Annotated in this window: 15 protein-coding genes; 3 read left to right on the top strand and 12 right to left on the bottom strand. The window is 65.0% G+C overall.

Features of this window, described 5'->3' with window-relative positions:
• Position 1 precedes the first annotated feature (1 nt).
• From AAC050_RS10880 to AAC050_RS10870, 3 genes are read right to left on the bottom strand one after another with little or no spacing between them, the layout of a single operon-like run.
• The gene (locus AAC050_RS10880) at positions 2–415 is read right to left on the bottom strand and encodes a type II toxin-antitoxin system VapC family toxin (RefSeq protein WP_339915110.1); all 414 of its coding nucleotides are present in this window, start codon (positions 413–415) and stop codon (positions 2–4) included.
• Entirely contained in the window at positions 412–711 is a 300-nt protein-coding gene (locus AAC050_RS10875; RefSeq protein ID WP_339915109.1) for an AbrB/MazE/SpoVT family DNA-binding domain-containing protein, read from the bottom strand. The genes AAC050_RS10880 and AAC050_RS10875 overlap by 4 nt, the downstream gene beginning before the upstream one ends.
• 53 nt (positions 712–764) lie before the next feature.
• On the bottom strand, positions 765–2,597 hold the full coding sequence (locus tag AAC050_RS10870) for a gamma-glutamyltransferase family protein (protein ID WP_339915108.1): 1,833 nt from the start codon (positions 2,595–2,597) through the stop codon (positions 765–767).
• 736 nt (positions 2,598–3,333) lie between these two features.
• On the opposite strand from AAC050_RS10870, the gene AAC050_RS10865 reads away from it, so the two are divergent.
• The gene (locus AAC050_RS10865; protein ID WP_339915107.1) at positions 3,334–3,900 is read left to right on the top strand and encodes a hypothetical protein; all 567 of its coding nucleotides are present in this window, start codon (positions 3,334–3,336) and stop codon (positions 3,898–3,900) included.
• Positions 3,901–3,915: 15 nt separating this feature from the next.
• On the opposite strand, the gene phoB is transcribed toward AAC050_RS10865, so the two are convergent.
• From phoB to AAC050_RS10835, 6 genes are all read right to left on the bottom strand, one after another.
• On the bottom strand, positions 3,916–4,605 hold the full coding sequence (gene phoB / locus AAC050_RS10860; RefSeq protein WP_339915106.1) for a phosphate regulon transcriptional regulator PhoB: 690 nt from the start codon (positions 4,603–4,605) through the stop codon (positions 3,916–3,918).
• A 29-nt stretch (positions 4,606–4,634) separates the two neighbouring features.
• Entirely contained in the window at positions 4,635–5,363 is a 729-nt protein-coding gene (gene phoU, locus AAC050_RS10855; RefSeq protein ID WP_339915105.1) for a phosphate signaling complex protein PhoU, read from the bottom strand.
• Between the two features lie 14 nt (positions 5,364–5,377).
• The gene (pstB, locus tag AAC050_RS10850) at positions 5,378–6,292 is read right to left on the bottom strand and encodes a phosphate ABC transporter ATP-binding protein PstB (RefSeq protein WP_339915104.1); all 915 of its coding nucleotides are present in this window, start codon (positions 6,290–6,292) and stop codon (positions 5,378–5,380) included.
• A 5-nt stretch (positions 6,293–6,297) separates the two neighbouring features.
• On the bottom strand, positions 6,298–7,602 hold the full coding sequence (gene pstA / locus AAC050_RS10845) for a phosphate ABC transporter permease PstA (protein ID WP_339915103.1): 1,305 nt from the start codon (positions 7,600–7,602) through the stop codon (positions 6,298–6,300).
• Positions 7,595–9,040 carry a phosphate ABC transporter permease subunit PstC gene (pstC, locus tag AAC050_RS10840; protein WP_339915102.1) on the bottom strand — a complete coding sequence of 482 codons (1,446 nt, stop codon included), beginning with the start codon at positions 9,038–9,040 and terminating at the stop codon, positions 7,595–7,597. The genes pstA and pstC overlap by 8 nt, the downstream gene beginning before the upstream one ends.
• 116 nt (positions 9,041–9,156) lie before the next feature.
• A complete protein-coding gene (locus AAC050_RS10835) occupies positions 9,157–10,452 on the bottom strand; it encodes an ATP-binding protein (RefSeq protein ID WP_339915101.1) in 1,296 nt (431 codons plus the stop codon).
• 246 nt (positions 10,453–10,698) lie between these two features.
• Between AAC050_RS10835 and AAC050_RS10830 the strand changes: the two genes are divergently transcribed.
• A complete protein-coding gene (locus AAC050_RS10830; protein WP_339915100.1) occupies positions 10,699–13,032 on the top strand; it encodes an ATP-binding protein in 2,334 nt (777 codons plus the stop codon).
• 66 nt (positions 13,033–13,098) lie between these two features.
• Here the strand turns inward: AAC050_RS10830 and AAC050_RS10825 are convergent, their stop codons facing one another.
• Both AAC050_RS10825 and aceA read right to left on the bottom strand, forming a co-directional pair.
• Complete coding sequence (locus AAC050_RS10825) at positions 13,099–13,308, bottom strand: hypothetical protein (protein WP_339915099.1); 210 nt, start codon at positions 13,306–13,308, stop codon at positions 13,099–13,101.
• Between the two features lie 14 nt (positions 13,309–13,322).
• Positions 13,323–14,606, bottom strand: coding sequence for an isocitrate lyase (aceA, locus tag AAC050_RS10820; protein ID WP_339915098.1), 1,284 nt, complete (start codon positions 14,604–14,606; stop codon positions 13,323–13,325).
• Between the two features lie 154 nt (positions 14,607–14,760).
• Between aceA and AAC050_RS10815 the strand changes: the two genes are divergently transcribed.
• A complete protein-coding gene (locus tag AAC050_RS10815; protein WP_339915097.1) occupies positions 14,761–16,191 on the top strand; it encodes a short-chain fatty acyl-CoA regulator family protein in 1,431 nt (476 codons plus the stop codon).
• Here AAC050_RS10815 and AAC050_RS10810 read toward each other — a convergent pair.
• Positions 16,163–17,641 carry a hypothetical protein gene (locus tag AAC050_RS10810; protein WP_339915096.1) on the bottom strand — a complete coding sequence of 493 codons (1,479 nt, stop codon included), beginning with the start codon at positions 17,639–17,641 and terminating at the stop codon, positions 16,163–16,165. The genes AAC050_RS10815 and AAC050_RS10810 overlap by 29 nt on opposite strands.
• Positions 17,642–17,667 lie beyond the last annotated feature (26 nt).

Below are 17,667 nucleotides of genomic sequence, written 5' to 3'. Positions count from 1 at the left end.
CTCAGTCACTATCCGGGCAGATCAGGTCAATGCCGGGGAAATACGTGCGATAGCGCCGCGCGTCGCGGGTCAGCAGAGTATAGCGCCGTACCGCCGCATGGGCCCCGATGAAGAAGTCAGGCAGGGGTGAGCGGCGTTCCCCGCCACGCTGCCGGTAGGTCTGGTAGGCGCGTCCTGCGAGGAAGGCGGCGGACCAGGGCATGTCGTCCCGATCCAACCCGAATGTGTCGAGAATCGCATCGACCTCAGAAGCGTGGTGATAGCCCGCCGAGATTTCGGCATAGACGATCTGATTGATGTACAACGCGCTGCGGTCCGCGGCGCGCGCCAGGGCGTCGATCGACCACGCCTTCCACTCGCCGAGAGGTGCGACCACGTCAAAAATGACGTTGCTGTCGACAAGGACCGGCGTCATTTCTTTGGGGCGAACCGGCGTGCCTTCTCCTGAAGGCCGGGGCCGGGTTCCTCCGGCAAATCTTCCCAAGGCCCACGCATCATCTCGAAGAGTTCGTCCGCTGACATGTCGGTGTTGGCCGTGGCCGAGTTTCGAAGCCGCTCGACAAGGCGCTGCCCGCGCGTCAGGCCGTCGGCCGGCCTGAGCACGACCTTGCCGCCTTCCATGACCCATTCCACCTCGGTAAGCGGCAACAGGCCAGCCCGTTCGCGGATGGCGATGGGTATGGTGACCTGACCCTTTGAGGTAATGCGCATGGGCAAGTCTTACCACAGAAAGTAAGACTTTTGAAGCTGACGCGGACGTGCGGTCAGTACGCCAGCGCGATCCCGTCCTTGCGCATCTCGGTCGCCGCGCCATAGGTCCACGGCCCGCGGCCGTTCACCTGACGCACCACATTCTGATAGCCGCCGAAGCCGCCGTCAGGGCCACCCAGCACCCAGCCCATGGCTTCCAGCTGTGCCTTGGTCGCGGCGGGTACGCCGGTTTCCAGATGCAGCACCCCGACCCCCTCGGCCGGCTGGCCGGTCGGTTCGGATGAACCCTCGTGCTGCCAGCGCGGACTGTCGCCGGCCTCCTGCGGGTCGAGGCCGTAGTCGACCATATTGATGATGATCTGGGCCTGTCCCTGTGGCTGCATACCGCCGCCCATGACGCCGAAGGCCATCCACGGCTCACCACCCTTGCAGGCGAAGCCGGGAATGATGGTGTGGAAGGGCCGCTTGCCCGGCGCATAGATGTTGGGGTGGCCGTCGGTCAGGGCGAACAGCTCGCCCCGGTCCTGGAACATGAAGCCCAGCGGGTTGCCCTGACCGTCGTCGGGGGCCAGACCCGAGCCCATGCCGCGATAGTTGGACTGGATCCAGCTGACCATCATGCCGTCCTTGTCGGCGACGCTGAAATAGGTGGTGTCGCCGTGGGTCGGGGCGTCGCCGGGGAAGACCCGGTCCATCACCCGGTCCGGCCGGATCAGCCGCGCCCGTTCGGCGGCATAAGCCTTCGAATTCAGCCATTCGACCGGCGTCTCGCTGAAGCGCGGATCGGCGAACCATCTGGCCCGGTCCTCGAACGCCAGCCGCTTGGCCTCGGCCTGATGGTGGATCGAGGCGGCCGACTGGAACCCCATGCCCTTCAGGTCGAACCGTTCGCAGACATTGAGGATCTGGTTGGTCGACAGGCCCTGGGTATTGGGACCGAGGCCATAGACGTCGACGCCGCGGTAGTCGGTGCGGATCGGCTCAACCCATTCGGTGTGATGGGCGGCCAGATCGGCCTTGGTCAGCCAGCCACCGATGCGACGGAAATAGCGTTCGATATGGTCGGCGATCTCACCCTCATAAAAGGCGTCGCGCCCGCCCTCGGCGATCAGACGCAGGGTGCGACCCAGATGGGGATTGGCGAACACCTCGCCGACCGCCGGGGTGCGCCCACCGGGGGCATAGACCTGTTTCCGGTTGGCGTTCTCCTCGATCATCGCGCTCGATGCGTCGAAGCCGGCCATGTTGCGCTCGAGGTACCAGGCGATCAGCTGGGGCATGGGCACCCCCGCCTCGCACAGCTCGGCGACGGGCAGCAGCACCTCCTTCCACGGCAGCTTGCCGTAGCGCTGGTGGGCGCTCCACCAGGCATCGACCGTGCCGGGCACATTGACCGTCACCGCCCCGTATTTCGGCACATGGCCATCGACCGCCTTCGCGCGGACTGTGGCCAGCGACAGGCCCCGCGGGCTGTTGCCCGAGCCATTGAAGCCGACCACCTTGCGCTGCGCCGGGTCCCACAGCATGCAGAAGGCGTCGCCGCCGATACCGTTGGCCGTCGGTTCCAGAAAGCCCAGCGCCGCATTGATGGCGATGGCCGCGTCGATGGCCGAGCCCCCGCGCCTCAGCGTGTCGATGCCGATCAGCGTCGCGCGCGGATGGGCCGTCGCCGCCGCCCCGTGCGCGCCCCAGACGGTCGAGCGACTGACGAACTGCACCCCGCTGTTGCGATTGCCGGGACCGACGCCGGCATAGGGGTCGGCGGGTGCGGCGTTCTGAACGGCGGGTCGCGCGGCAGGGGTCTGCACCATCGCGGCGTTGGCGACGCCGGCCCCGGCCAGAACAGCCCCTGCGGGCAGGGTCGACAGAAAGGTGCGACGGCGCATGGAACGGCTCCTCAACAGCAAGACCGAACCCTAACGGCTTGAGCGCCGCTGTGAAGCGTTGGCGGTCATCGCTGCCCCGTCCTTCCCCCATTTCGGGGGAAGGTGGGCCGCGCAGCGGCTCGGATGGGGGCTCCATCCGCATCCACGATTCTCCAGTCAGGGCCCCGTCAGCAGCCCCCATCCGTCAGGCTCCGCCTCGCTTCCTGGATGGAGCAAGACCGAACCCTGGTGACTTGAAGCATTGGCGGTCATCGCCGCCCCGTCCTTCCCCCATTTCGGGGGAAGGACGGGGCGCGCAGCGGCTCGGATGGGGGCTCCATCCGCAACCGCGGTTCTGCAATCAGAGGCCCGTCAGCAGCCCCCATCCGTCAGGCTCCGCCTGCCACCTTCCCCCGAAATGGGGGAAGGAAGTAAGGCGTCGCGCGTCACTGGCAGCGAGTCGGTGGAGAACAACGACTAGCCAGGACGCACCCGGAGCAATGACGTTTCCAGCCTGCCGTCAATCTTGCTAAATGCCATCGCGATGTGTCGCGGATGTCGATGAGTGAGCTGCGCTGCTATGAACTCTGAACGATACTTCCGCCGACCTCTTGGCATCCTGGCCGTGGCGACCGGGGCATCGGTCCTCGCGGCTTGTGCCTCGATCATGCCGACAAACGCACCCGGGAACCGCTGTAGTCTGTCCGACGGAGTCCTGACTCTGCGCGGGCCGACCGATCAGGCGATGTTGGACTGCGTGAGCACCTCACCTGGAGCCGCCACGGTCAGGGTCCGGTCGCCCGGCGGTAATGTCGTGACCGCGATGAAGATCGCCGAGCGGCTGCATGCCATGAACGCCGAGTTCGTTGTCGACGGCTACTGCGAGTCCTCCTGCGCCAACTATTTCCTGCCCGTTGCGCGCCGGATTGTCGTTGAACCGGGGGCCCGGATCGTCCTGCACGGCAGTTCTGATGAGCATCTGCTGGCGAAGTCCGGCCAGATTGAGCCGTTCCAACAACAGCGCGCGTTTGCGGAGAGATTTCACGTCCCCCTCGGCTGGTTGCTCTATCGGACTGAGGCGGAATTCCAGGCCGGCAGCAACGGTCGGCACGTCAGCGGTGCCGTCGATACGCCCCCGGGCGACGATCGCGTGGTCTATATCGTGGTCGAGGAGCGGTTTTTGAGGAGCTGCTATCCGCACCTCGATATCGAGTTCCGGTCCGAAACCTATACCGATCGGATGCGGCGGGATGCGCCGTTCCGCAACCGACTTGCCCGGGACGGATTCTATCCGTCCGGGTCTCTCGAATGCGTCAGACCCTGAGAGACCGGGGCACCCCTACCCCCCCAGATCCAGCGAATAGCCCGCCGACCGGACCGTGCGGATCGGATTGACCGTGCCCTCGACGTTCAGCGCCTTGCGCAGCCGGCCCACGTGCACATCCACCGTCCGCGCCTCGACATAGACGTCACTGCCCCAGACCGCGTCCAGCAGCTGTTCGCGGCTGAACACCCGGCCGGGATGCTGCATCAGATGGTCCAGCAGGCGGAACTCGGTCGGACCGAGGTGAATCTCGTTGCCGGCCCGGCGCACGCGGTGGGCGACGCGGTCGATGACGATGTCGCCGTGGTTGATGCGGTCGTCGGCCAGTCCGGGCCGAATGCGACGCAGCACCGCCCGGATGCGCGCCAGCAGTTCGGTCATCGAAAACGGCTTGGTCAGATAGTCGTCGGCCCCGGTATCGAGGCCGCGAATGCGGTCGCTCTCCTCGCCCCGCGCCGTCAGCATGATGATCGGCAGGTTGCGGCTCTCGGCCTTGCCGCGGATACGACGACAGACCTCGATGCCCGACAGCTTGGGCAGCATCCAGTCCAGCAGCACCATGTCGGGCAGGCATTCATCGACCTGCAGCATGCCTTCGTCGCCGTCGGCCGCGATCACCACGCGATACCCTTCCTTCTCAAGATTGTACTGGAGCAGGGTCGCCAGGGCGTCCTCATCCTCCATCACCAGAATATAGGGCTGCATATCAGGCGCTCCGGGTTCGGATCGTTCAGCTACTGGGCGTCGGGGTCGGTGATCGGGGCTGCGGCGTCGTCGGGCGTCGGGGTCCAGCGCGGCCGGTCACCGACGATCTCCTCGCCGGTGATCTCATAGTGGATCGACTCGGCGATGTTGGTCGCGTGGTCGCCAATCCGTTCCAGGTTCTTGGCGATGAACAGCAGGTGGGTACAGGCCCCGATCGTCCTCGGATCGCCCATCATATAGGTCAGCAATTCGCGGAACAGGGCATTGTAATGCTCGTCGACCTCGTCGTCGGTGCTCCACACCGCCAGGGCCCGGTCCACCTCACCGGCGGTATAGGCGTCCAGCACATCGCGCATCCGCGTCGAGACCAATTTGCCCATTCGCTCGATCGACCGGGTCAGGGGCTGCATCGGCTCGCCCTCGGCCAGCACCAGTCCGCGCTTGGCGATGTTGCGGGCCAGATCGCCGGTGCGTTCGAGGTCAACCGCCAGCTTCATCGCCGACAGGGTCTTGCGCAGGTCGCTGGCGACCGGCTGGCGCAGGGCGATCAGGCGAATGGCCTTCTTCTCGATGTCCCGGTGCATGGCGTCGAGCCGGGCGTCCCGTTCCACGACCGCCCGCCCCAGGGCCACGTCCCGGCGCGCGACTGAGTCAACGGCATCGGCCACCTGGGCTTCGGCAAGACCGCCCATGCGCGCGACTTCCGCCGTGAGCTGATTAAGCTCGTCGCCATAGGCCTTAACGGTGTGCTGGTTCATCTCGAGCGTCGATTCTAGCCGTAACGGCCGGTGATGTAGTCGAGCGTGCGACGCTCGCGCGGGTTGGTGAAGATGTCCTCGGTCGATCCGGTCTCGATCAATCGGCCAAGATGGAAGAAGGCCGTACGCTGACTGACCCGGGCCGCCTGGGCCATGGAGTGGGTGACGATGACGATGCAGTAGCGCTCGCGCAGCTCGTCGATCAGTTCCTCGATCTTCGCGGTCGCAATCGGATCCAGCGCCGAACAGGGCTCGTCCATCAGGATCACTTCAGGATTGACCGCGATGGCCCGGGCGATGACCAGACGCTGCTGCTGGCCGCCCGACAGGCCTGTGCCCGCGGACTGCAGCCGATCGGCGACCTCTTCCCACAGCCCGGCCCGCTTCAGTGAGCTCTCGACGACCTCGTCCAGCTCCGCCTTGGAGCTGGTCAGCCCATGGATTTTCGGCCCATAGGCCACGTTCTCATAGATGGTCTTGGGGAACGGGTTCGGCTTCTGGAACACCATCCCGACCCGCGCCCGCAGCAGCACCGGGTCGACCGATTTGGCGTTGATGTCCGCGCCATCGATCTCGATCCGCCCCGTGACCCGGCAGCCGGGGATCGTGTCGTTCATACGGTTCATCGTCCGCAGAAAGGTCGACTTGCCACAACCGGACGGACCGATCAGCGCCGTCACCGTCTTGTCGGGAATGTCCAGCGCCACATCGAACAGCGCCTGCTTGTCCCCGTAGAAGACCGAGACGTCACCCGCGGCGATCTTGGTCGGCTCATCCGAGCCAGCCGCCCCCGAGGGTTGCAGCCGGTGGATACCCGGGCCGGGCGCAGCATCCGTCCGACGCACGGACGAATCCGCGGACGCCCCCGACAATGTGTCGGACTCGCCACCCTCACGACCGTCCGGCGCACGAAAGACATCGAAATTCATCACGTTTACCACCGGCGTTCGAAATGCCGGCGCAGCAGAATCGCGCCGGCGTTCATGACGATCATGAAGCCAAGGAGCACCAGAATGGCCGCTGCGGTCCGCTCATGGAACGCCCGCTCCGAAGCATTCTCCCAGATATAGATCAGGGACGGCAGCGCACCGGTCGGCTGATCGATTGCGGTAGGCACACCCGGGACGAAACTGACCATACCGATCAGCAGCAGCGGGGCCGTCTCACCCAGGGCATGAGCCATGGAAATGATCCCGCCGGTCATCACGCCCGGCATGGCCAGCGGCAGGGTATGATGAAACACGGTCTGGGTCCGGCTGGCTCCCATGGCCAGGGCCGCCTCCCGGATCGACGGCGGTACCGCCTTCAGCGCCGAACGCGTGGCGATAATCATGGTCGGCAGCGCCATCAATGCCAGCACCAGCCCGCCGACAAGCGGCGAAGATCGCGGCAGGTGCATCCAGTTGATGAACAGGGCCAGCCCCAACAGACCATAGACGATCGAGGGCACGGCCGCGAGATTGTTGATGTTGACCTCAATCAGGTCCGACAGGCGGTTCCGCGGCGAAAACTCCTCAAGATAGACGGCTGCCCCCACACCCAGCGGAATGGCGATCAACGCCGTCACCAGAAGCATCAGGGCCGAACCGACCACGGCCCCCAGCACACCCGCCAGCTCAGGTTCGGTCGAGTCGCCATTGGTAAAAAGCGCTGTGTTGAAATGGGCAGAGACCATGCCCTCGGTCTTCATCCGGTCCAGCCAGTCGATCTGCTGGTCGCTGAGGCGGCGCTGGTTGGCCGGTGTCGTCCTCAGGATGTTCCCCTTGAAATAGAGATCCGCGTCGTCCGACATCGGCGCGGCGACCTGGATGGTCTGACCGATAAGTCCGGGCTCTTTCTGCAGGCGATCGGCGATCAGGTACTTCAGCTCGGTGGAAAACAAACCCCGCATGGCCGTGGTTCGTGATCCCGCAGCATCGTCCTCAACATGGAACCGGGCCAGTGTCTGCTCGGCCACCATCTGCTCGAAATTGGTTCCTGCCGGATAGTTTCGATCCACGCGGGCCGGATCGATAAAGACCGGGATCGTTACCGTGTGAGCATAAAAGGCTGTGTGGCCCTGCTCGATGATCCGGCCCAGCAGCAGCAAGAGGAAGCCGATCGCGACGGCGATCGCCAGCCGCCCATACAGCTTGAAACGCCGCTCCCGGGCGTAACGGCGCTTGAGGCCTGCCTGCAGGCGGTCAACACCGGCGTCACGCACCTGCTGCGCGTTATTTTCGGGAGAAGCCTCAGTCATACTGCTGCCGATAGGTCTGGACGATGCGCTGGGCCACAATATTGAGCATCAGGGTCACCAGAAACAGGGTCAGCCCCAGCCCGAAGGCGGCCAGGGTCTTGGGACTGTTGAACTCCTGGTCGCCGGTCAGCAGGGTGACGATCTGAACCGTCACGGTCGTCACCGTATCCAGGGGATTGATCGTCAATTTGGCGGCCAGACCGGCGGCCATGGTGACAATCATGGTCTCACCGATAGCCCGCGACATCGCCAGCAACATGGCACCGGCCACACCCGGCAAGGCGGCCGGCAACAACACGCGCGTGACGGTCTCCGACTGGGTGGCTCCCATGGCATAGGAGCCGTCACGCAGGCTCTGGGGCACGGCATTAATGATGTCGTCGGACAGGGACGAAACGAACGGGATCAGCATGATCCCCATGACGGCACCGGCAACCAGCGCCATCTGGTTTTGCACCAGCATCAGATAGTGACCGATGCCGTCCAGAGGGCCGTTGACCAGATGGGCACCGAGACCGTTGAAAAAGCCGCGAAACAGCGGCCCCACGGTCAGGGCTGCAAAAAACCCGTAGACCACGGTCGGCACGCCCGCGAGAACCTCCAGCAGAGGCTTGATCACCGCCCGCATGTTGGGGCCGGCGTACTCGGACAGATAAATCGCTGAAAACAGGCCGACCGGGGCGGCGACCAGCATGGCGATACCCATGATCAGGAAGGTGCCGGCAAACAGCGGCAGGGCCCCGAAGGCTCCCGACGAACCGATCTGGTCAGCCCGTATGGCCGTCTGCGGACTCCATTTGGTACCGAACAGAAACTCGGTGATCGGCACGCTGGAGAAGAAACGGACAGAATCGTACAGCAGCGAGGAAATGATGCCGATGGTCGTCAGAACCGCCACCGCAGAACAGGCGAACAACAGGCCGACAATCCAGCTTTCGACACGATTACGGGCCCGCATGCCCGGTCGGATCTGGTTGAATACAAAGAGCGCGCCCACCAGGCCCGCGAGCAAGGCTCCGACCAGACCGGCCGCCGTCAGCATCACATGAATTCTGGCCGCGCGGTGTCCCTCCGACTGCAGTTCCGCAGCCAGGGGAGCCGGCCATATCTGCTCGGCCTGTTGTCCGGCACCAACCCGCCACGCATCATGAAAGAACGCCTCGCGGCGGTACGGCCCCAGCTGGTTGATCTCGTTCGAAGCCCCGGCAACCGTCAACCGGTGCTCGATCGGTCCCGAAAACACATTGGCCGCGATCAGCACCACCAACACCGGAACGACAGTCCAGATCATCGCGTAAAGACCGTGATGCCCTGAGCGGGAATGCGACGACAGCCCTTCAGCCCGGGCCTGGGCCCCGCGCAGTCGCGCAAGCCGGCGGCCGCCGAAATAGGCTGCCGCCGCGAGGCCGGACAAAAGAAATATCAGAATCAAGCTCATCAACATCCAGGGGAGCGTCGAATCAGGTCGAACCGGTCGTCCGGTCTGCCGCAGGCGATAGATGCCCGTGATTGGTTGGCGGATTACGACGGTGACGTGACAGTTCTGTTACGTTGTCAGAGGTCGCCCGCTGCCGGAAAATAGGCCGTGAACTTCGCGCCCTGCCCGGGCGCACTTTCCACGGTCAGTCCGCCACGATGACGGTTGACGATATGTTTGACGATCGCCAGCCCCAGACCGGTGCCGGCCCGCTCGCCGCTCTTCTGGCCCTCGACCCGATAGAATCGCTCGGTCAAACGCGGCAGGTGCTCGCGCGCCAGGCCCGGACCGTGATCGCGGACGATAACAGCCATATAGTGCATACCGGCAACCCGACCCGGCGTCACCAGAGGCAGACGCGTGGCTCCATCGCCCCGGTTTTCTCCTGACCAGGGTGCCGAGGCCTCGGTCAGGCTGATGTCCCGACGGATAGCAATCTCCACCACCCCCCCTGCCGGAGAGTATTTTGTCGCATTGTCTACAAGGTTCTGAACGACCTGAATGATTTCGTCGCGATCCCCGTGGACCGGCGCGGGCCGCTGATCGTCTTCGGTCAATTGAACCCGGATGCCCCGGTCGTCCGACAGCACACTGACCGCGTCCATCACATCCCGGCAGACCCCGGCCAGATCGACCAGACCCGAGGGCGGAACATGCTCATTGAGCTCGATCCGGCTCAGGGACAGCAGGTCGGCAACCAGCCGGCTCATGCGATCGGCCTGGATGGTCATGATATCCAGAAACCGGTCCCGGGCCTGTTCGTCGTCCCTGGCATGCCCCTTCAGAGTCTCGATGAAACCGGACAGTGACGCCAGCGGAGTACGCAACTCATGACTGGCGTTGGCCAGAAAATCGACCCGCATCAGCTCCATGCGCCGCACATCAGTTTCATCCTGCAACACGACCAACCCCAGCCTGCCGGATTTTCCTGAGGTCAGCGCCCCCGTCGAGGCCCTCCAGTAGCGATCACGAACAAAATATTCAGTCGCGCGCGACACACCGCCGAACAGCGCCTCATCGATCGCTTCCAACACCTGCGGATCGCGCAATACCGATATCAGCAGGGTCCCTTCCCGCGGGATACGGAAAAGCTCACGGGCTGCGGCGTTGGCAAGCACCACACGTCGATCCGCAATATCGGCCGGCTCGTCGCCGGAGATTACCATCACCGGATCACTCAACGCCTCAAACAGGGCCTCCAGAAGCTCGACATCGGCGATTTGAGCGGTGGGTCCCACCGTCTCAGGCAAGGCGTAGGCCGGGCCGGAATCAGGTCGTCGACGGTTGATCCACCAGACAGATCCGGCAACCAGCGCCGACGCGCCGATCAACCACGACATCAGCGCGGGGTGAATGATCGCCAGAGCCATCATGATCGCGACAGGGATGCCCGCGCTGGCCCATGCCGTCGCGCGCCGTGAAGCGAGAGTGGTTGCGGCGGGTGATGGGGGTAAATCGAGGGGCATCTGGGCTCGCGAACAGGCACTTCGGTACAGAAGATCACCTCTGACGGCGACCCTTGCATGGATTCCGGGACGACGAACCGACGCTATTTTCGGTTCTGTACCATTCTTTATTCACGCCTTTCTGGAATTCTTTGCTCAGATATAGGGGGCAACGTGGCCGGAATTGTCGAGCATCTGATTATCCATCAGGACTGGCGGTCGTTCGCCCTGGTGGGGATGATCTGCACTCTGGGTCTGGGCTCCGCCCTTCATCTGGTGGCCGTGGCTCGCGGGCAGACAGGACCTCGCCGCCGGACCACCGTGGCGCTGGCCGCCCTGATCGGGGGGCTGTCGATATTCGCGACCCATTTCACCGGAATGCAGGGCGATCACTGGACCGCCACCATGCACTACAACATTGGACTGACGCTGATTTCGTTCGCTGCGGCCATTGCGTCGATGTTTGCGGCCATAACGGTCGTTCTCGCCGGAAACAGTCGTCGGCGTCGAGCCGGTAGCGCGGCCATTGGCTTTCTCGGTCTGGTCGCTATGCATTTCACCGGTGTCGCGGCGCTTGAAGTGCCCGGACACCTTGTCTTCGACCCCGGACTCATCGTTTTGGCCGTCGGAGGCGGTCTGGCGGCTGCACTGACGAGCGCCGGGCTGGTCTATGGCCCGGGTTGGCGACGATTCCTCGCAACGGTCCTTGGGGCCACCCTGAGCATTCTCTGGTTCCACATAACCGTCATGGACTCGATCAGCCTGGTCACCGAACCCGGCGTCTTGCCGGGCTCGAATGGCGTGTCGGCAACCGTCATGGGGGTCATGGTTGCCGGAATGGTCCTGACCATTATTACCGTCGCTGGCGTGATCAGCGGGATGGGATGGGCCGCCCGCTCCGGAGCCCTGGCGCAGATCCGCGAAGCGATCGAAGCCATGCCGGATGGTCTGGCCTTCTTCGATGCGGATGATCGGCTGGTGCTCTGGAACAGCCGCTACGCAGACCTCAACCCGGAACTGGGCACCAGATTGAAGGCGGGGCTTAGCTTTCGGGAAATCATCCAACTCGGGCTCGACGAAGGCCTGTACGCGCAGGCCAAGGGCCGCGAGGAGGAGTGGGTCGCCGAACGCATGGCCACCCGCCGCGAGCTTTCGATGACCATGGAACAGCATATCGCGGGCGATCGCTGGTTACGCGTCGCGGATCGGCGAAGCGCCGCCGGCGGTATCGTCACCGTCATCAACGACATCACCGAACTGAAGCTCGCCGCCCAGAATCTGGCAGAAGCCCGTGACGCTGCAGAAGCGGCAAACATGGCCAAGAGCCAGTTTCTGGCCAATATGAGCCATGAGATCCGCACCCCGCTGAACGGGGTCATCGGCATCGCGCAGGCACTGGCTGAAACTGAGCTGTCACCCCAGCAACAAGAGATGCTGGAGCTGATCCATTCGTCAGGAAACACCCTCCAGGCCCTTCTCAGCGACATCCTCGACCTTGCCCGGGTCGAGTCGGGACGATTGGCTCTGACCGAAGAGGGTTATGACCTGATCCGGGCCGTCACAGAGGCGGGTCAGCTCTATGCGGCAACGGCCCAGGAAAAAGGGCTTCAATTCTACGTTGAGATCGCACCGGACGTAGAGCGTTGGGTCTTCGGTGACGTCGTTCGTCTCAAGCAGATATTGACCAACCTCGTTTCAAACGCCGTAAAATTCACAACCTCGGGATTTGTCACCCTGAGCGTCGCGCCGGGCCCCTGCCGCGGCGAGACCAGAACCCTCCGGTTCACCGTCGAGGATACCGGTATCGGTTTCGACAGCGAAACACGCGAGCGCTTGTTCAGCCGGTTCGAACAGGCGGACGGTGCCATTACCCGGCGCTTTGGTGGATCCGGTCTCGGTCTTGCCATCTCACACCAGCTGGCCACCATGATGGACGGCGAGATGGACTGTGAAAGCGAGCCTGGCGGAGGCTCCACCTTCATCCTGACCATTCCCCTGCGCGTGGCGCAGGCCCCGGAGATCACCGACGACGAACAGGTCCCGGTCCGGGAAAATCAGGGCACAGCGAACATTCGTGTCCTGTTGGCCGATGACCATCCGACCAACCGCAAGGTCGTGGAACTGATCCTGGCGCAGGCCGGCGTCGAACTCACCATGGCCGAAAACGGAGTCGAGGCGCTGGAAGCTTTCCGGAGCCGGAAATTCGACCTGGTCCTGATGGACATGCAGATGCCGGTGATGGATGGCCTGACAGCGACCCGCGAAATCCGCCTGCACGAAGCTGCCATGGGCACCCCCCGCACCCCAATCGTCATGTTGACCGCCAATGCCCTGGGCGAACATATCGAGGCGGCGGAAGCGGCCGGAGCCGACCTCCATGTGGCCAAACCGTTCAATGCCCGGGAGCTGCTGGGCCTGGTTCTGGAGTACCCGGGGTCCGCCGCAGCCGACCGGCCCGCGGATGAAGCCGGTCAGATCGACCGCCCGCCCGGTGCCATGATCGAATAGGGCTATCGGTTGCGCGGGCGTCCGGCGGCCCGCACCGACGACATTTATCGTCCGGACACGCGTGTCTCACTCATAGCCGTGGGCCGCCTCGTTGATGACCTGCGAGGGCATGGACGAGAAGTCCACGGCAATCGGCCGGGCGGCCTTGGTCTGGAAGGTCTTGATCACATGCTCCAGCCGGCGGCGTACCTCACGGGCGGCCTCGGACTGGGGATCGAGGTCCAGCGGGGCCAGACAGAAATCAATGATGGCCTTAGGGCGTTCCAGGGGTTCCATAACGGTCTCCTCTCCTATTCAGCGGCAATGAACTGGGCGGTTTCGGTGGATTCCTTCATGGCAGTGGTCGACGACTGGCCGCCCGAGATGACGGTGGCCACCTGATCGAAATAGCCGGTGCCGACCTCGCGCTGGTGGCGGGTGGCCGTGTAGCCGGCGGCCTCATTGTCGAACTCGCGCTGCTGCAGCTCGGAATAGGCCGACATGCCGCGATCGCGGTAGCCGCTGGCCAGTTCGAACATGCCGTTGTTCAGGCTGTGGAAGCCGGCCAGGGTCACGAACTGGAACTTGTAGCCCATGGCCCCCAGCTCACGCTGGAATTTGGCGATCGTCGCCTCGTCCAGCTTGGCCTTCCAGTTGAACGATGGCGAGCAGTTGTAGGCCATCAGCTTACCCGGATGCGCCTTCTGCACCGCCTCGGCGAACTTCTTCGCATCGTCCAGATCGGGGTGGGAGGTCTCCCACCACAGCAGGTCAGCGATCTTGGCGTAGGACAGGCCGCGCGCGATGCAGTGATCCAGCCCCGTGCCCGCCTTCAGGCGGAAGAAGCCTTCCGGTGTACGGTTGTCACGGTCGATGAACGGGCGATCCCGCTCGTCGACGTCCGAGGTGATCAGCTGGGCGCTCTCGGCGTCCGTACGGGCCACGGTGATGGTCGGCACGCCCATGACGTCGGCGGCCAGACGCGCGGCGACCAGATTGCGCTCATGCGCCTGGGTCGGGATCAGCACCTTGCCGCCCAGATGGCCGCATTTCTTCTCACTGGCCAGCTGGTCCTCGAAATGGACGCCGGCGGCCCCCGCCTCGATGAAGGCCTTCATGATCTCGAAGCTGTTCAGCGGCCCGCCGAAACCGGCCTCGGCATCGGCGACGATCGGCGCGAACCAGTCGCGCTTGGCTCCGCCCTCGCCGTGCTCGATCTGGTCCGCGCGCTGCAGGGTGCGGTTGATGCGGCGGCACAGCTCCGGCGCGGCATTGGCCGGGTACAGCGACTGGTCCGGATACATGGCCCCGGCGGTATTGGCATCGGCGGCGACCTGCCAGCCAGACAGATAGATGGCCTTCAGCCCGGCGCGGACCATCTGCATGGCCTGGTTGCCCGTCACAGCGCCCAGGGCATTGATATAGGGCTCGCTGTGCAGCAACTCCCACAGCCGGTTGGCCCCGCGCTCGGCCAGGGTCTGGGCCACGGTGACCGAGCCACGCAGCTTCAGCACGTCCTCGACCGAATAGGGACGCTCGATGCCGTCGAAACGACCGGCCGGGGCGGTGGGGACGAGGTCGGCGAAGGTGGTCATGATGCGTCTCTGCTCGAAGGCAGCTGGAGCGCCGCCGGTTTCAAGCAGAAGAACACGCATAAGTCACGTTTGATACACTATCGGTCAGTCTCATCGGGTCATTTAGTCATAATATGACACTTGCTTTCCGGTCATTTTGTGACTTAATCCCGTCATGAATGTCAGCGCCGATCGCAAGCTGTTCCTCGGCGGCCGCCTCAAGCGGCTGCGGCGCGAGCTGACCCTGACCCAGACCGCCATGGCCGGCGACCTCGGGGTTTCACCCAGCTATCTGAACCATATTGAGCGCAATCAGCGCCCGGTCACTGCCCAGCTGTTGCTGCGACTGGCCGAGACCTACGACGTCGATCTGCGCGCGCTCAACCAGCAGGGCGGGGCCGGCGAGGCCGAACTGGCCGAAGTGTTCGCCGATCCGATGTTCAACGGCCTGACCGTGCCGCGTCACGAGATCCTGCAACTGGCCGATGACGCCCCCGGGGCCGCCGACGCCCTGGTGCGTCTGTATCGCGCCTTTTCCGACCGACGCACCCGTGACCGCGCCGGGGCGGAGCATGGCGGCAGTGGCCTCGAGGAAACCCCGGCCGACTGGGTCCGCGAACATATCCAGGAGCGTCGCAACCACTTTCCCGACCTCGACGCCCTCGGCGAGACCCTGCACACAGCCCTGTTCGCTGAACCAGCCGTCACCGCCGACGATTTCGAGGCCGCGGCCCGCGCCCGACTGGCCGCCCGTCACAACCTGACGGTCAAGATCATGCCGGCCGAGGTGATGGTGGAATGGACCCGGCGCTTCGATCCGCACCGTCGACGCCTGTTGCTGTCCGAGACGCTGGGGCCGACCTCGCGCGCCTTCGCCGCTGCCTATCAGCTGGCCCTGATCGAACACGACGCTGATCTCACCACCATGGTCGAGGCCGCCGCCACGCCCGACGACGCGACCCGGCACCTGCTCAAGGTGTCACTGACCAACACCCTGGCTGCCGCCATCCTGATGCCCTACGCCGCCTTCCAGCAGCTGGCCGAGGCGACCGGCAGCGACATCGCCCGGCTACAAGCCCGCTTCGGGGTCAGTTTCGAACAGGTGGCCCATCGGCTGACCACCCTGTCGCGACCGACCGCGCGCGGCGTGCCGTTCTTCCTCATGCGGGTCGATCAGGCCGGGAATATCTCCAAACGCTTTGCGTCCGGGGCGTTTCCCTTCTCCCGCTTCGGCGGGACCTGCCCGCGCTGGCGGCTGCACAGCGCCTTCCGTACGCCCGGCCGCATCGTCACCCAGATCATCGAGACACCCGACGGCGGCCGCTGGTTCACCCTGGCCCGCACCGTCGACCGTCAGGGGCATGATGCCTTCAGCGAGGGTCAGGATCTGGCCGTCGGCCTCGGCTGCGAGCTGAAGCACGCCCACCGGCTGGTCTATGCGCACGGCCTCGACCTCGCGGCCCCCGAGGTGACCCCGATCGGCCCCGCCTGCCGCCTGTGCCACCGCCACCCCTGTGCCGAACGGGCCGCCCCGCCGGTCGATCGGCCGCTGACGGTCGACGACTGGTCCAAATCGGTCAGCCCCTACCCGTTTGCGTCCCGTTGAACTCCAGCACAATCCGGCTGCCGTCGCGTCGATGAGCCACCCCGGTCCGCTCGAACAGCCGGGCGATCACCGCTGCTGGGTCGCGGGTGCCCTGGTCCAGCATCCGGCCGATATCCAGCGCCAGCGACGGGTCCCGTGACACTCGGGTCAGCGCCGCCAGCCATTCCGCCCGGGTCAGGACGCCGTCGGTGCGATTGGCGTCCAGCAACGGCCTGAGAAAGTCGAACCAGCCCCCGCCGTTCTGCCGACGCTGGGCCGCCTCCGCCGCCAGCGCGAACACCGCACCACAGGCGTAGTAGGCCCGGTGCTCACCCCGCGACCCGGCGTTGGCAAGGCTGCCGTCGCCCCCCAGGGTGATGCAGTCGTCGACCTCGCCCTGCAGCTGATCGCGCGGGTCATAGGTCGGGTCCACCGCCGCCAGGGCGCGGATCGCCATCAGGTCGGCCCCGCCTTCGGTGATCCAGGCCTCACGGGCGTATTCATAACGCACAGCCTGGCCCAGCCAGAAATGGGCCGTCTCATGCCCCATAAACCAGCGCGCGGCCGTCAGAACCTTGTCCGACCGGGTCAGCACCCCGCCCCCCTCGAAGCTCAGAACGATCAGACCCGGCAGAACACTGCCGCCCATACTGGTCATGCCGTCACGCGTGCCCGACCAGCTGACCATGACGGTCGGCTTTTCCGTCTGCCCCGGCCCCAGTCGTGCCGTATAATAATCCGTCAGGCGCGGCGCGAAGGCCTCGATCTCGCCGCCGATCCAGGACGGCAGGGCGGGGTCGGCGACCATGGCCAGCCGTTCGCTGTCCACCAGACGTGCCGTCCCGAACAGCACATAGGTGCGCGCATCCTCCGCCGTGGGGGCCTGCTGCCGCCGGCCGTTGAACAGCACCGGCCCCGCCCGGTCGATCCAGGTCACGCGCGACGGGGCCCCCGGCAACGCCAGACCGTTCAGGTCCTGCGGCAGGGCCGTGACCTCGGCTATGCCTGCATAGGGCATCAGATCGAACTGACCCGAGGCCAGGGCGACCGACCCGTCAGAAAAGATCAGCGCCGGATTATAGGCTCCCTCCAGATCCCCCGACTCCGGACGCAGGCTGATCCGCACCTGTCGTGGCACCGGCCCCCCGTCCACGGCCCGCAGGACATCGTAGAAGCCGTGCCGTTCCATCACCACGCCCGGGGTCTCGACCGTCCACTGCTGGGGCCGCCAGGGCTGGCGCGACTCTTTCAGCAGGGCCGACTCCCGGAAGGCCCAGACCGGCGCGTCCCGATCCAGGTCGAACGCGGCGGTCCAGCGCGACCCGTCACGGGTCACCGTTACCGCCACGGGCTCCAGCGCGGCATAGGCCGGCTCGCGGAATCGACTCATGCCGTCTCCCGCAGCCGCACACCCGCTCAGGCTCAGCAGGCCGGTGACGACGGCGGCGATGAGGCCGAAAGGAAAACGCATGGGTTCGAAGCTCCGCAACATTTCAC

The organism is uncultured Brevundimonas sp. (assembly GCF_963974615.1).
Taxonomy (GTDB): Bacteria; Pseudomonadota; Alphaproteobacteria; order Caulobacterales; family Caulobacteraceae; genus Brevundimonas.
Note: the sequence above shows the minus strand (reverse complement) of the source record. Positions and strands in the feature narration are given on the sequence as shown.

Bases quoted from the DNA above. Each gene is read 5' to 3' on its own strand.
- aceA (WP_339915098.1), bottom strand. From the start codon at position 14,606: ATGACCACCTTCGCCGACCTCGTCCCCACCGCCCCGGCCGGTCGTTTC.
- AAC050_RS10825 (WP_339915099.1), bottom strand. From the start codon at position 13,308: ATGGAACCCCTGGAACGCCCTAAGGCCATCATTGATTTCTGTCTGGCC.
- phoB (WP_339915106.1), bottom strand. From the start codon at position 4,605: ATGCAGCCCTATATTCTGGTGATGGAGGATGAGGACGCCCTGGCGACC.
- AAC050_RS10835 (WP_339915101.1), bottom strand. From the start codon at position 10,452: ATGATGGCTCTGGCGATCATTCACCCCGCGCTGATGTCGTGGTTGATC.
- pstC (WP_339915102.1), bottom strand. From the start codon at position 9,040: ATGAGCTTGATTCTGATATTTCTTTTGTCCGGCCTCGCGGCGGCAGCC.
- pstA (WP_339915103.1), bottom strand. From the start codon at position 7,602: ATGACTGAGGCTTCTCCCGAAAATAACGCGCAGCAGGTGCGTGACGCC.
- pstB (WP_339915104.1), bottom strand. From the start codon at position 6,292: ATGAATTTCGATGTCTTTCGTGCGCCGGACGGTCGTGAGGGTGGCGAG.
- AAC050_RS10875 (WP_339915109.1), bottom strand. From the start codon at position 711: ATGCGCATTACCTCAAAGGGTCAGGTCACCATACCCATCGCCATCCGC.
- AAC050_RS10880 (WP_339915110.1), bottom strand. From the start codon at position 415: ATGACGCCGGTCCTTGTCGACAGCAACGTCATTTTTGACGTGGTCGCA.
- phoU (WP_339915105.1), bottom strand. From the start codon at position 5,363: ATGAACCAGCACACCGTTAAGGCCTATGGCGACGAGCTTAATCAGCTC.
- AAC050_RS10870 (WP_339915108.1), bottom strand. From the start codon at position 2,597: ATGCGCCGTCGCACCTTTCTGTCGACCCTGCCCGCAGGGGCTGTTCTG.
- AAC050_RS10815 (WP_339915097.1), top strand. From the start codon at position 14,761: ATGAATGTCAGCGCCGATCGCAAGCTGTTCCTCGGCGGCCGCCTCAAG.
- AAC050_RS10810 (WP_339915096.1), bottom strand. From the start codon at position 17,641: ATGCGTTTTCCTTTCGGCCTCATCGCCGCCGTCGTCACCGGCCTGCTG.